The 15,022-nt window shown below is 52.2% G+C and carries 11 protein-coding genes and 1 pseudogene; 3 read left to right on the forward strand and 9 right to left on the reverse strand.

Translation table 11 applies throughout. From position 1 onward, the window contains the following. Positions 1-169: 169 nt before the first annotated feature. Together RAM15_RS08445 and RAM15_RS08450 are read left to right on the forward strand one after the other, a co-directional pair. Positions 170-1,453, forward strand: coding sequence for an aminotransferase-like domain-containing protein (locus RAM15_RS08445; RefSeq protein WP_045925052.1), 1,284 nt, complete (start codon positions 170-172; stop codon positions 1,451-1,453). 3 nt (positions 1,454-1,456) lie between these two features. Next, positions 1,457-2,671: a D-alanine--D-alanine ligase family protein gene (locus tag RAM15_RS08450; RefSeq protein WP_306221535.1), complete on the forward strand. Its 1,215-nt coding sequence runs from the start codon at positions 1,457-1,459 to the stop codon at positions 2,669-2,671. 1,139 nt (positions 2,672-3,810) lie between these two features. Here the strand turns inward: RAM15_RS08450 and RAM15_RS08455 are convergent. Then, a complete protein-coding gene (locus tag RAM15_RS08455; protein ID WP_306221536.1) occupies positions 3,811-4,161 on the reverse strand; it encodes a hypothetical protein in 351 nt (116 codons plus the stop codon). 109 nt (positions 4,162-4,270) lie between these two features. Here RAM15_RS08455 and trxB point away from each other — a divergent pair, with 109 nt between their 5' ends. Continuing rightward, positions 4,271-5,215 (forward strand): thioredoxin-disulfide reductase, encoded by a 945-nt coding sequence (gene trxB, locus RAM15_RS08460; protein WP_306221537.1) that lies wholly within the window; start codon positions 4,271-4,273, stop codon positions 5,213-5,215. Positions 5,216-5,961: 746 nt separating this feature from the next. Here the strand turns inward: trxB and RAM15_RS08465 are convergent. The 8 genes and pseudogenes from RAM15_RS08465 to rpmH form a co-directional block, all read right to left on the reverse strand. Next, positions 5,962-7,554: a ParB/RepB/Spo0J family partition protein gene (locus tag RAM15_RS08465; protein ID WP_306221538.1), complete on the reverse strand. Its 1,593-nt coding sequence runs from the start codon at positions 7,552-7,554 to the stop codon at positions 5,962-5,964. Positions 7,555-7,558: 4 nt separating this feature from the next. Beyond that, positions 7,559-8,506, reverse strand: a complete 948-nt coding sequence (locus RAM15_RS08470; RefSeq protein WP_045925192.1) for a ParA family protein — start codon at positions 8,504-8,506, stop codon at positions 7,559-7,561. 2,053 nt (positions 8,507-10,559) lie between these two features. Further along, positions 10,560-11,441 carry a 16S rRNA (guanine(527)-N(7))-methyltransferase RsmG gene (locus RAM15_RS08475; RefSeq protein ID WP_306221539.1) on the reverse strand — a complete coding sequence of 294 codons (882 nt, stop codon included), beginning with the start codon at positions 11,439-11,441 and terminating at the stop codon, positions 10,560-10,562. A 434-nt stretch (positions 11,442-11,875) separates the two neighbouring features. Beyond that, a complete protein-coding gene (locus tag RAM15_RS08480; protein ID WP_372338657.1) occupies positions 11,876-12,517 on the reverse strand; it encodes a Jag family protein in 642 nt (213 codons plus the stop codon). 176 nt (positions 12,518-12,693) lie between these two features. Further along, positions 12,694-13,716, reverse strand: coding sequence for a membrane protein insertase YidC (yidC, locus tag RAM15_RS08485; protein WP_045925058.1), 1,023 nt, complete (start codon positions 13,714-13,716; stop codon positions 12,694-12,696). 2 nt (positions 13,717-13,718) lie between these two features. Further along, positions 13,719-14,030 (reverse strand): membrane protein insertion efficiency factor YidD, encoded by a 312-nt coding sequence (gene yidD, locus RAM15_RS08490; RefSeq protein WP_306221540.1) that lies wholly within the window; start codon positions 14,028-14,030, stop codon positions 13,719-13,721. 107 nt (positions 14,031-14,137) lie between these two features. Further along, positions 14,138-14,530, reverse strand: a pseudogene (rnpA, locus tag RAM15_RS08495) (ribonuclease P protein component); the annotation flags it as partial. A gap of 26 nt (positions 14,531-14,556) precedes the next feature. Further along, positions 14,557-14,691: a 50S ribosomal protein L34 gene (rpmH, locus tag RAM15_RS08500; RefSeq protein WP_015022700.1), complete on the reverse strand. Its 135-nt coding sequence runs from the start codon at positions 14,689-14,691 to the stop codon at positions 14,557-14,559. Between the last annotated feature and the right edge of the window lie 331 nt (positions 14,692-15,022).

Consider the following 15,022-nt stretch of genomic DNA (forward strand, 5'->3'; position numbering starts at 1 on the left):
CTTCAAAGCAGCTAGGATTGGAAGTTCCTGGAAAATGGGCAGGAATCCCAGGCGGGGTTCCGACCATGGGTGTACCGAAATGGTAATGTGTTGGATTTTTCCTCCAACAAAGCCCTAGCAGGTAATACAGTTTCCTTAGACAACGGCGGCAGGAAGGCGGAAGTCACTTATGGCGGATGATCCCAATATCGCATCCAAGGTCATCAAGAACGATCCCTGGTACAGCTCCTATGCGGCACGGGCCGAGCAGATGCGCGCCTCCGAAATTCGCGCCCTCTTCGCTGTCGCCAATCGACCCGAGGTGGTCTCCCTGGCCGGCGGCATGCCCTACCTGGGCCGGATGCCTTTCGATAAACTGGCCGACCAGCTTGGCGACATGCTACGGAGCAAGGGCCAGGTGGCCTGGCAGTATGGGTCAGCACAGGGCGATCCCCACCTGCGCGAGGATGTGCTGCCCATTATGGAGCTGGAAGGCATCAAGGATGTCCAGCCGGATGACGTGGTTATCGTAAACGGCTCCCAGTCGGGACTGGACCTGATCACCAGGATTATGTGCGACCCCGGCGATGTGGTGCTGGCTGAAGCACCTAATTATGTGGGTGCCCTGGGCGTCTTCCAGTCCTTCCAGGTCGATGTGGTCAACGTGGCCATGGACGGAGACGGACTGATTCCCGAGGCTCTGGAGGAGACCATTCTGGAACAGCGCCGCCAAGGCAAAGCGGTCAAGTTCCTCTACACTGTACCCAACTTCCACAATCCTGCCGGCGCCACCATGAGCGTCGAGCGGCGGCCGCGGATCATCGAGATCGCCAGAAAGTACCACGTGCTCATTGTGGAAGACAATCCCTACGGACTGCTGGCCTTCGACGGCCAGACCTATCCGGCCCTGCGCTCCTACGATTCCGAGGGCATTGTCTACCTGAGCAGTTTCTCAAAGATCATCGCCCCGGGCATGCGCGTGGCCTGGATGGTTGCGCCTCCTGGCATCCGACAGAAGCTGGTTCTGGCCAACGAGTCAGCCATTCTCTGCCCCTCCAACATGAGCCAGATGACCATCACCACCTACCTGGACAACTTCGACTGGAAATCGCAGATCAATGATTACCGGGGGATGTACAAGGAACGCTGCGATGCCATGGACGAGGCTTTGAAAAAATATTTGCCCTACTGCTCATGGCTCAAGCCCAAGGGCGGCTTCTACATCTGGCTGAAGATACCCCAGGGGCTCAACGCCAAGGACATGCTGCCCAGAGCGATCACCGCCAAGGTGGCTTACGTGTCAGGCACAGCCTTCTACGATAACGGGGAGGGAGCGGATCACATGCGCCTGTCCTTCTGCTACCCCACCCCAGATCGGATCCGGGAAGGAATACGCAGACTGTCCACAGTCATCGAGAACGAACTCGCCACCGTCCGGCTGTTCGAGCCTGACAGCGGCAAGGAAAGGGGCTGAATCATGGCGCCCAAGCACAGCAAGACACCTCGGCAGCAGACCGGGGGCAAAACCGCGGCAGCCAGCAAGGCCAAGGCAACCGCGAGCGCGACGACGACCACGGTCGCAAGCCCGACCAGCACTGCGGCCACCACTTCAGCCACAGCTGCTGGCGAAGTGGCCAAAAAAGCCAAGCGGACCTCACATCGCTCCATCCGTGAGGCTACGCCAGTCACCATGGACGATGTCACCTCCCTGGCCAGCAAGGCCACCAAGCGTGCTGATAAGTCGATCCTGGTGATCTGCGGCGGCCTCAGCCATGAGCGTGATGTCTCCATCAGCTCGGGACATCGAGTCCAGGGGTTCCTGGAGGAGGCCGGGTGGACAGTCCGCGTCCACGACATGGATGGCTCGCTTCTGCCGTACTTGACCGACGAGTCGACCCGCCCCGATCTGGTCTGGCCTCTGCTGCACGGCGCCAACGGCGAAGACGGCTCCATCCGGGATGTCTTGGAGATGGCGGAACTGCCCTACATCGGATCCCGGGCCAAGGCATCACGGACCGCTTGGAGCAAGCCCATCGCCAAGAACGTTGTCCGTATGGCCGGATTGCACACTCCGCATTCCGTGACGCTGCCCGAATCCATGTTCCGCGAGCTGGGTGTCGAACCCGTTATCGATATGCTTCTAGGCTCGCTGGGGCTCCCGCTCTTCATCAAGCCCACCATGGGCGGCTCAGCTATGGGGTGCACCATGGTGACTGAACAGAGCCAACTCACTCAGGCGCTGATCAACTGCTTTGCCTATGGTGATGTAGCGCTGATCGAGCAGGCTGTCACGGGCACCGAGGTCTCTGTGTCCATCCTCGAGTTTGACGGACACCCCCTGGTGCTGCCTCCGCTTGAAATCTGGACTCCCTCAGGCACCTACGATTTCGAAGCTCGTTCCACACCCGGCCCGACAGAGTTCTATGTTCCAGCCCGACTGGATGCCAAGACCACGCAGACTGTCAGCGATGCCGCACTGACTGCTCACCGTGCTCTGGGGCTCCGCGATATTTCACGAACCGATTTCATTGTTGATGCACAAGGTCAGCCGCAATTCCTGGAGTCCAATGTGGCGCCCGGCATGACGGACACTTCGCTGCTGCCACAGTCAGCGCAGGCCGCTGGTTACAATCTGCCAGAGCTATACACGGCATTGGTTCAATCAGTTTTGAATCAAAAGCGAACCGATTGAGATAGCAAAGCCTCTCTGGTCCCGCCTACCGTTCCACTGGCACGAGCAGGGTCCGCCTGGTGCATAGTTTGCAATTCGTGCAATATGCGCCAGGCGGATCTGCAATATAGACGGATTGCAATACAGGCCGAGCGGATAGCACCCAGGGCAGGCACCATATTTTCATTATCATCGTTTTCAGGCCATCGAATGACGGCTGTTCACCATTCACCATTCACCATTCGTTGTCGGTTATTTCCTTCCTTCTATTTGATGTGCTCGCCTCTCCACATCTGCCGTATTCTCAACTTTTTCTCTACTGTTCAGCCAAGGCCAACATTGCCCGAAAGGCATATTCAATCAGGTTCCGGCTTTTATATTGCCGACAAGACTTACTCGCAGAAGCGACGCGGACTAATGAATTGTCGATGCTGCAATAACTGAGTCATCCTCCAAGACTCCACGCTCAGTTAACCGCAGTATTGATACACACCCTTGAATACAAACACAGTCGATATCGAATGTTTCACGTGAAACATTCCCAGGTGATCAACTTACGTCATTAACTCCAGCGAGAGACTCACGCGATATAGCGGTCTATGACCGACAAGGATTCTCCCGTTAAAATGCTAGTCGAATAAAGATATGATCGAGCGAGAATGAAGACAGCCTTCATAGGGTTGCAATCACAACAAGTTTCGCATCATGCTGCTCAAGTTATCTCACCAAGATATCTCATCAAAAACCCGCAAGGCAGCATATAGGTGATGCTGCTTTTAAAGCATCGAGAATCAGGCCATTTCGACTATGCCATCATGAACTGAGAGCGAAAGCTGTGTTTTCACCTACGAATTATCATTCGGTCCTAGGCATTGTTATCCCAGTTCATTTGCTCTAGTTTGTTCATCGCCCTCGCTGAGAGCATGATCTTCCTATCAGAATTCATCTATCGAGTCATATTGTGCTGACGCGGTTTACTTCCCCGTGCCCGCTTCAAGACCTATAGATACAAGCCCATAACTACTCTGCAAATCAGTGGATCAATATATCCAAGTGCATCAATCTGTCCTTGTTCAGGGACTGCATTTCACAAGATCAAACAAACAATCGAGACCGCACCCCACTATGATTGAACAGTCTGCGGCCTTGCTCAATATGCCTTACTTATCTCCGCCGCTTTCCTCGCCCTTGTCCGATGCGCGCGAAGAACTCTCACCCGGTTCCTCTTGAGTCGAGGATGTATATCGGTCGGCAGACCTGACTGTCATATCATCATCAGCTCCAAGGCTTTTGTCTGTTACCGGAGAATCTGCGTCCAACTTGTCTTCATTGTCATCAGAGCTTGGAGGATTCCAAAAACGCCAGCTATGCCAGCTGTCATCCTCATCCTTATCATCCGTCTGATGGCTGGGATGCTCCCGCAGTAACCGATCAACTCGGAGCATAAACCAGATCAGCACCAGAATCGTCCCAAGATTGGTTACGATAGCCACTATCACGGTTTTCTCCATAGTTTAAGAATAGCCTGCTCTGTCAGGAACGGACTTACAGTGAGATAAGTAAGGACCCTTTTCGCCTACCGCGTGTGACCCGGTCATCATGCATGGATACAGTAGCGTTATGAAGCAAACTGTTCACGATGCCATTGTCATAGGGTCCGGACCAGCGGGTTACACCGCCGCCATTTATCTTGGCAGAGCCGGTTATGCTCCCCTCGTTATTGCTGGAGCCCTAACGCCCGGCGGTCAGCTTATGAACACGACAGAAGTAGAGAATTTCCCAGGATTTCCAAAAGCTGTACTGGGACCGGATCTGATGGATCAGATGCGCGAGCAGGCCGAACATTTTGGTGCTCAGATCGAATACGATGATGTCGTCTCAGTTGACTTGAGTGGAGACATCAAACGGATCACCACCGATGGCGGTGAAGAATACCAAACTCGAGCAGTCGTTATCACCACCGGTTCGCAATATCGAAAGTTGGAGATTCCCGGAGAGCGCGAATTTTCTGGGCGAGGGGTTTCCTACTGCGCCACATGTGACGGATTCTTCTTCAAGAACAAGCCGATCGTGGTCGTTGGCGGCGGCGACTCTGCCATGAGTGACGCAGACTTTCTGACCCGTTTCGGCTCCTCTGTCACGTTGATTCACCGTCGCCAAGGCTTCCGCGCTTCAAAAATCATGGTGGACCGAGCCAAGGCCAATGACAAGATCAGCTTCATTCTCGATTCAGTCGTCACGCGGATCAACGGCGACGGTAGCGGCGTAACCTCTTTGGATGTACGCAATACAGCAACAGGTCAGCAGTCCAATATTCCGGCGAATGGAGTTTTTGTTGCCATTGGATTCACCCCTCAGACTGCTTTCTTTAATGGCCAAGTCGACCTGGATCAGGACGGCTATATTCTGGTCAAGGGTGGGTCAACGAAAACCTCCGTACCCGGAGTCTTTGCCGCTGGTGACGTAACCGACAAGATCTATCGTCAGGCCATTTCTGCTGCCGGTATGGGTTGCCGTGCAGCCTTGGATGCTCAAGAGTATCTTACGAGCCTGGATAAGCGATAAGGCCTGATACGCCCTGTAAACAAGAATTTACGTGCCTGGCAGTTTACGATTGCCAGGCACATCGTTTATTGACCATCACAGCCGCCTATTCAGCTGCCCTTAATTGTCCAATGGTCACGACGGAATAGCCCGCTCAATAGGAACATCACTGACCTTACAGCTGCTACTATCGCCCCCACTGAAATAACTGCTCCCCGTTGAGGAGACATTGCACAACCCAGCCCCCCCTCGCCACATCGAAAATTCTAAAGGCCCTGCCAGCTCAGGTATACTATCGCCCTACCAGACAAGAGCGATGCTTGCTCTAGAACCACCTTTAAGCGGTGAAGACTCACCTATCTAGCTGACACACAAGCCATTCCAGTATGCCCCACTAGCTGGCTGGCTAGTCAACGACTCACCGCACGCCCCCACTATTGGACGCACTCATCCATCTATGACAGCTAAAGAGCTGAGATACCGATCGAATCTGATGTCGTGAGCCCGCAACATAATCTGGTTGCTCGGTTAGCAGTCATTCGGAATCCGACAGTTAGGCAGCGTATATATTGCACACAGCCTTTCAACACCGATATATCTGTGCAGAGAATGGCACATACTAATGGCATTCAACCATCCCGGGTTTAAGACAAATGCAGCGATTGCTCATCAGCTCACACAAAATCAGATCGAGCTATGAAACAATCGCTTGCCTTATCGGCAGGGTTTGATTGAGCAACCCCTGCGGTCGCAGTTTCAGAATGGGATCAAACCCAGCCTTTGTCGCCTGAATGACTGCTATTACTCGCGGATTGATCCTTTTCCAGGAGTATGGCAACAATGCGTTCCATATCTTCAGGCGAAGAAAACACGATTTCTATTTTCCCGTGCTTTTTAGTGCCCTTAATAGCCACCTTTGTATCAAAGCGGCTTTCCAAATCTTGGCGTACAGGACTATCCACCCATGCGTTGACCTTAGGCTTTTTTGCTCTCTTCTTCGTCTGCCCAGTCTGCAATGCTACGAGTTCCTCCGTAGATCTTACCGACAGTCCTTCAGCAATGATCTTGTCTGCCAGAGCCGTCATGGATTTTTCATCTGGCAAAGTAAGCAGGGCACGGGCATGTCCAGCTGACAACACCCCGGAGCTTACTTTTTTCTGCACACTTGGAGGCAACTTCAACAATCGAAGCGTGTTGGTGATCTGAGGTCTGGACTTGGAGATTGACTTAGACAAACCGTCCTGAGTCAAGCCGAACTCATCGATCATTTGCTGATAAGCCGCTGCTTCTTCCAAGGGATTAAGAGCTACTCTATGGAGATTCTCGAGCAATGCATCACGCAACATGGCGTCATCGCTCGTTGTTTTCACAATTGCAGGTATGGTATTTAGGCCAGCCAACCTAGTAGCACGCCACCGACGTTCGCCCATTATGATTTCATAATGGGTTGTTTGCCCCAGATTAGCGTTTCTCTGGTTTAAATGCTGGCCCGATTGCTCTTCACTAGTCTTAGTGTCAAATGCTTCGGATTTACCTCCTGCACTGGCAGCTGAAGTTGTTTTATCCTCGACTGTTCTTGGCCGGTCTGCAAAAGTTGATTTTCGCACCACTATGGGCTGCAATACACCGACTTCCTTGATGGAGCGGGACAGCTCCAAAAGTTCATCTTCATCGAAAATCTGCCGCGGTTGCTGAGCATTGGGCCTAATGTCGTCCACACGCACTTCAGCCAAATACCCGCCTTGGACAGGCTTCAGCTCCTCTTGGCTATTGCCCTCCGCTTTATCCAGCCCACTATCATTGTCGATAGCAGCTGCACGGTTAATGCTTTGCCGAGTTTCCTTTGTCCGAAGGTCATCAACATCTATCGATCCCGCAATCGGCGATGTTTCACGTGAAACATTTGTCGTCGTAGAACCGAAGAAGAGATCGCTCGGATGCTCCAAGCTGCTGATGGATGGGACAGACCTACGCTTGGTAGCCCTCTTCGAGGATGATGTTTCACGTGAAACATCACCGTCGAGCGACTTGGAAATACTGACTCGCTTTTGTCCTGTGTTGGTATGTTTACGACCGCTTTTAGACAATCTTTCAGAATCCGCGAGCTCTGAGCTAGAAGAATCCGAATGCCTGGTTCTTCTTTCTGGTTTTGCCTCGCCTTTTGCTGTGTCGTCCTTCTCTAGGCGCTTTCGTCCATTCGACTCCGCACCCAAACCTTGAAGAGCAGGCTGCTTATTGCTTGGATTTGGTACTTTGTTATCTTCTCGCCGACTATTGTCAGCATTGGTTTCATCATCTTCACCTGGCAGGGCAGGAAATAGAGCCCCCAAGCCTTTGCCTAACCGTGAACGGCTTGTCATGTCCTCACTCCCCCTGTCTTCTATTGGCAATATGTTCCAGCACTTGCTCGGATCTCTGCGCGATTTCTAACGCTGCCTCTTCATAAGCGATAGCGCCGGCTCCCTTAGGGTCGTAGGTGACAACGCTTTGCCGAAAACTGGGAGCTTCAGAGATTTTGACAGAACGCGGAATGGTCGTATTCAGCACTATCTCTGGATAATGTTCCTTGACTTGATCAAACACTTCTTTGCTGAGCAACGTCCGCCTATCGTACATCGTCAACAACATAGTGGAGATTACGAGATAAGGATTATAACTTTGCTGAACAAGTCCGATAGTATGCAGTAGTTGTTGCAGTCCTTCAAGAGCATAATACTCAGCTTGCACTGGGATCAATACTTCGTTAACTGAACACATGGCATTCAGAACTAGCAGTCCGAGGCTAGGTGGGCAATCAACGAGAACATAGTCATAGTGTTGGTGACAGACTTTGAGATAGTCGGCAACTGCTTTTTTCATCAACTGATTACGGTTGGGCATATCCGCAACTTCCAGCTCAGCACCACTTAGATCAATAGAAGATGGGACCACCTCGAGGTTGGGGAATTCAGGGGAAACCACCTTAACGTCATCGATCCCAAGACGACCCTCGAGCACATCATATGTTGATGGTGTACCAGACTCATGGGCCACACCCAATGCAGTAGAAGCGTTGCCTTGTGGATCCATATCGATGACCAGCACCTGTTCATCGAATTCAGCAAACGCGCATGCCAGATTGACTGTGGTCGTGGTTTTCCCTACCCCGCCTTTTTGATTGGCTACGGCAATGAAGCGGGTTTTTGAAGGATGAGGGAATTGAGCCTGACGTAAGGCCTGATAACGTGCAGAAAGATCTGCCATTTCCGCACCGGACACCGAACCTGACCCGTCAGCGAATATTCGATTCAGAATATCCGTTGCCGACTCCATACCTGATGCGTTCGGCGAACTTTGCTCACCGCTATCCGAGGTATTTCTCGTAACGGGTTTCACCTTCTTCGATGCGGCCACGAACCTTCCTCCTTTTGATAACAACTCAATTTTCCCGTCCTAGTTGGACATGTCAGAATAACCGCTAGTTACACACAGTCGTTGTTCATAACTGTGGATAAGTGTGGATAGTTACATCAGTGCCTCCACCGCTGACCCTTTCTATAGATTATTAGCTTTGCCTTGTGATTATTGACAATTCTGGCGCTACCCACAAGGCGGCATGGTCTACAAACGACAATGTGGATAATTCATTTCTGAGGTCTAAATTGTGCATAACTTAAAAGTCGGGAATCAATAAATTCGCTACATCACTTAAGCATGCAATACTATTCATGGGACTTGTCAATGAATACATCAACCTGTTGGATAGCGGTTATAACACTGCTTCAACGCTCCTATTAAACCTCTTGGCGACGGACCTAGTACAACTGTACTGCAGAGTAGTGTTTCACGTGAAACATCTCTATTGTCTGGGAAGTACTATTACCTTGTTGATTGTTGGCTCACGCAGTTGCGTGCTTCAATCTTGCCGGTTGTATCTTCAAAGCCTGCCCTTCTACAAGCAGTCAATATTACGGATTCAATAGACACTTCTCAATTTTAAATTATAAAAATGTAGTTATATTGTTAAGCGATAGGTCTTACTAACCGATAAGCGTCGTATTCTACCTGGTGCAAGTGTGGTTGCATAAAGGACTCTAAGAAAGAGATCACAGACTACCCGTTTCCTAATGAAAATATAGAAGCTAGTGCCATATTCTTTCACATGTACTCCAATAACCGTGATCTAGATTATTGAATTCCGCGTCGATTGTTTCACGTGAAACATTGCAAACAATCTCCACTGAGAAATCATCCACTAGGAGCAGCAACAACTGAATAAGGTCATAGCTAAGATGCTGCTGAATATAGCTGTCTCGAATACCTCTCTTGGATACCTCTCTCTTATGTCACATACCCTCAGCGATCCACTCGGATATTAACCTGTGACATCGGTAGGCAACGAGGCATGGTTTTTAGTCAAAAGTTAAATAAGATGTGTATTTACAATGTTTCACGTGAAACAATCTCTGGTGCACACATCAGGAACGAGTGAATATCTCTCTTGTGCTCAGTGCAGCGCTCCCCTCTATCTCCAACATCAGAAGAATATTCAGTGTTGAAAAGTGATTCCGGAGTTTCTCCGGGGCTAACCAATCGAGTACTCCAGTTATCGCTCCTACATGTACAAAGATCAATATTGCTCTGTAAGTGTTAATGATCAGAGAACGAAGATCGATGCACAGGTTTAAACACGCTAAAACCCTGTATGTAATGGGACCTGTAAATGAACACACTATGGCGAGTATAAATAGGATGGTCTACGCAAGAACTGGGTAAAGCAGGTCAATTTATAGATCACTGAGCACCAAAAGGACAACATCGCCAGAGACGGTTAATCAAGCATCAGAAAGTTAGCGGTATATCCAGTTCGAAGATATATCCCATACAATTAGCCCAACGATGTATGGGAGACAAAACCAGTATCAACTAAGATTCAGAGCGAAGCAACCGAAAGATACAAAGCGTTGAGCTCAATCGCAAATGAAACAGACATGATTATTTCAAATATTATGATTATGTGTAAACAGCTGCAGCCTTACTCTTTGACACAGGATAGATACTGAGGTGTCAAAGTTCATAAAAGCTCCGAAGTGAAAACCATTCTAAGGAAGGCAATACAGGATCACAAGTGTGCTTGCACTCCCTTTAACTGAGCATGGCACCCATCACGATAAGGAGGCAACCACTCATGTTGCTGTCCGGAAAAGGCAGTTTCGATCAAGAAGAGTTGTTCAAAAATTTTCATTAACTTTGACATGGCTCCGTTTGAATGCTGATAATTTATTCTCTAAGGTAGCAAATTCCTAAGTTGCCTGATTTTTATCTCGCTATTAAGTAAATGCTCTGACAACGCAGTCATAAAATAATGTGGTATCGACGTCGTGTTTTAGCGTTTGTCCACAAGAACTACGTGGGTTTCTTCAAGACCAGGTGCAACTGGAGCCTGGCTGACCCGTGGATTCACTCCATGATATTTTTTTATCTCTTTAGCAGCTTTATCAAGCTCATTTTGCGCCGAACGGCCTTTAAGGGCAATAAGCTGACCCCCTGACCTCAAGAGAGGTAGGGTCCACCCAGCGAGCTTTGTCATAGGTGCTACAGCCCGGCAGGTCACGACATCAAAAGTCTCAGGGACTGAAGGCGTGGAACCTACCCTTGCCAGACTTTCTCCGCCCATCGCTGCCGATGATTCAGGACCATTCACGGTTTGCTGACTATCACCATTCCTGGTGGTGACCAAAGTTGAAGAACCATGGCCAGAAACAGAATTGGACCCTTCCTCGCTTCGGCGACGACCATGACGGTGGCCTTGTGAAGCTCTTTTCTTGTGCCGATTCGATGCGTGAGAGGATTGCGGGGCCAGATCCTCTGCACGTTTGCGAAGCACTGAGGCATTAACCAGGTGCAACTCATCAATGACTTCCCGCAACCAGAGCACACGCCGCTCCATTGGCTCGACAAGCACAACACTGCACTGCGGAAGACACGCAGCTAGCACAATGCCCGGAAAGCCCCCACCAGAACCTATATCTGCCACCGTTGCTGTCTGACCATCAGTAGTCAATCGTTCTCGCACAAAAGGCACAATGGCAGCTGAATTGAGTATGTGCCGTTCCCAAATAATGTCTTCATCGCGAGGGCCGATGATGCCCCTCTCCACACCCTCACCTAAGAGCTTGTCGTGAAAACGCTGCATGGGTGCCAAAGCATCGCCGAGCACCTGCCTCAAGAGGGGACTATCGTTCAGTTCATCATCCACAACAGCCATTTCAACTCCTCACATTCACATTCGAAGCGCAGTCAATCACAGCCACAGACCCCGACAGCGTCATATGTCTTGCATCTTGCATCCAGAGGATTCCACCCTGTCAGAATCGGAAACCGCTGGATACCGAGGGCAGTTACCAACATAGATTTTCAACCACAGAAGAGCGTCGAAGTCACACATCAGTATCCTAACGGAACCAGCATAGGAGGCGGCCTCCTATAGGGGATGACCAATCAAGATCATTCCGAATTAAGCAGCATGGCAAACTCAGCATCATCATGAGCCAGACAAGGCAATACATCTGACAGATGGCACAACCCTGGCCGATAGCACAGCAAACTTAGACAGTCTGTCTGCAGCAAACAATGAAACAATTCAAACAAGGCTGACGTCACCAATACTTCATCGGCGCACAGCCCTACTTGGTTCTGCAATCACTCTCTGTCCGCGCCAGCAGGATCGTCATCAGCCGCGTAGTCAGCCGAATCATCGGTCTGGTCGGTTTCATCCGAGTCCAGCGGGGCATCATACCCGACTGGTTCGTCCTCAACATCGTCAGGCAGGTCCTCGTCTTCGCTCTTGGCCTTCAGGTAGACGGTGACGTACCGGTGGGGCTCCTCACCGTGGGAGCGTGACTTCAGCCCCTCCTCTCGGACCATGTCATGGACGATTTTGCGCTCGAAGGAGTTCATGGGCTTCATATTGACGGGATCGCCGGTCTCACGGACCTCGTCGATCACATCCAGGGCCTGCTCGCGAAGATGCTCGCGCTTGCGCCGCAGGAAGCCGTCCACATCCACGATCAGATGGGAGCGCTCCCCTATCTTCTGCTGCACGGCCAGCCGCGTCAGCTGTTGCAGGGCATCCACCACCTCGCCATCCTTGCCGATCAGATGCTTGATATCCGTGTCGTCGTCAGCCACAATCTGCACGGTCGGACGGTGGTTGCGCACCCCCATCTCGATATCGCCCTCGTAGTCGACGATGTCCAGCAACCCCTCCAGATAGTCGGCGGCGACATCCGCCTCCTCATTGAGTTGCTCGATGGTCTTTCCCTGATCCAGAGACTGAGACATCTATGCTCTCCTTACACGCGTTTACATCCGATTCATAACCTCAGGTCCACTGGATTCCTGGTCACCAATCGAGTGTCCAGTATTGAGGATACACGGACGTGATGATTGCAGACTACTCCAGTATCCGCCCGACCGAAAGCTTGGTCACCGCACCGGCCACCACTGCAGTAGCTGCATCAACGACCGCGACGCTTGCGGTGGGGCTGAGAACGCTGGTGGGAGACGTTCTTGTTGTTGCGGGCTTCCTCCTCCAACCGCTTGGCCTCCATCAGCTGCTCCTCCTCCAAAGAGGGCAGCCCCTGGCGCTTGCGACGAGCGTTCTCACGGCGGTGATCCCGCTCCTCCTTACTCTCTGCGGCCGGCGAGCCCGGCGTAGGCATATGGCGGACCTGGAAGAGGGTTCGGCCCAGATTCCAAAGGTTGTTGGTCAGCCAGTAAATCAGCACGGCGAAGGGGAAGTAGATGCCTGAGAAGATGTACATGACCGGGAAGATGAAGGCCATCATCTGCTGCATCTTGTACTGCTGTCCCTGCATGGCCGACCTGGGCATGTTCCGCCGGACGTTGTGGAACTGCGAGTAGAACATGGCCAGGCACATGAGCACGATGAAGACCACTATGACTATGCGGCCCGCACCCTGGGCGGACATGAAGTTGTCCGAAATCCGCAGCCCGAAGAAGGTGGTCTCCTCGAATTCTCGCGCCACCTGTCGGTTGAAGGCTCCAAGGGGCGCCCGCTTGCCCCGGGCGATGAAGGGCACAGCCGAAAGCACGTAGAACATGGTCATGAAGACCGGGCCCTGGACCAGCGCGGGCAGACAGGAACTCATGGGGTTGGCATGGTTATCCTGGTAGACCTTCATGGTCTCCCGGCTCATGGCCTCTCGGCTGGCTGGATCCTTCTTGTTACGGTACTTGTTCTGGATCTTCATCAGCTTGGGCTGCAGGGCCTGCATCTTTTGCATGGATCGCAGCTGCTTGATGAAGAGCGGCAGCACGCAGAGGTTGACGACCAGCACCAGCATCACTACCGAGAGCGCCCAGGCCACCCCGGGACCCTTATGGAGCCCGATCAGGGTCAGGAACTTGTGGCAGTAGGTCATGATGTAGGTCATGAGCCACTCGATAGGGTAGAGGATCTTATAGAAGAAGCCGTATATGCCCGTATCGAAAGTGAAAGTGTCGTTGTTCTGGAACATTGTCAGGCCGTCTCCTTGTCTGGGGCCATGGGGGTCAGCCGGGCCTCCTCATGGGCCTTGGACCACGGGAACCGATAGAAGATGGAAAACCTCTGGGGCACGTCATCGATCCCGCCGTTGTTGAAAGGCGTGCAGCGCAATAGCCGCAGAACGGCCAGGATGGTTCCACGCAAGGCCCCGAACCGCCTCAGAGCGGTCAGAGCGTACTGGGAGCAGGTCGGGTAGTAACGGCACCGCGGCGGCGAGAGAGGTGAGATATGGCGCTGATACCAGCGGACTACACCCTGCAGAGTCCGGGAGGCCAGGCCGCTCATGCCCTGCATCCTTCATTGGCTTCCAGCCGTTGAGCCGGTTGACGCTTGGAACCGACGAGCTGCAAACCTGATTGCATTCGCCCTTCAGAGCCGCCGGCAATCTTGCCAGTCTTGCGCATAAGGTCACGGAAGAGCCTGTCCACTTGCTCCTCCAGCTGCTCATAGGTGGCTCTGGCAGCGCTGGGCTTGGCGCGCATGACCAGATCACAGGAGGATGGCAGCAGGCCCTCCTTGGATCCGGCAAGTTGCCTGAATCTGCGCTTGACCTTGTTCCTAGTCACGGCCTTGCCTACATTTTTGGATACAGCGAGCCCCATGCGGCGTCTGCCCGCAGGCAGGATGTCATGCCGCCCTTCGTGCGCAACCGATGCCACCGGCAGCGGGGTCACCGTCTGGTCAGATCCAGGGATCGAATAATGAATGACCAGATCCCGGCTGCTGACCCGATGGTGTCGCCTGAGCACCGCCGTGAACTCCCGGTGGCTCCTCAGCCGTTCCACCTTTTGCGAAAGGATCGAAATCCGATTCAGGCGGAGAGCGTCCGACGGCCCTTGGCCCGGCGACGATTGATCAGAGCGCGGCCAGAGCGGGTGCGCATGCGAGCGCGGAACCCGTGCTTCATGTGACGACGGCGGTTATTGGGCTGGAATGTCCTCTTCATAATTCGTTGCTCCCGTGTGTAGACATACTCGAGTACGGCTCGTTATGAGTCAAGCTATATCACGGTACACAGGAGCCGGGACGGAGTCAAACAGACATCCGCCCCTCAGATGACAAGGACCGCCTCGTATCCTGCACAAACCCTGTCATGGTGCGAGAAAGCGCCTCCTCACTTATCCACAAATTACATCACTGTTATTCACATTCAGCGCAGACACAACACGCTATCCTGTGGATAACCACGCAAAGTCGGTGTAACAATGGGCTACTGTCGACTTTGAGAGAAGCAGGAAACACGGGAAATCCGTCGTCGAGAAGAGAGGAGCACACTG

The sequence above is a fragment of the Bifidobacterium asteroides genome (genome assembly GCF_030758775.1).
GTDB lineage: Bacteria > Actinomycetota > Actinomycetes > Actinomycetales > Bifidobacteriaceae > Bombiscardovia > Bombiscardovia kimbladii.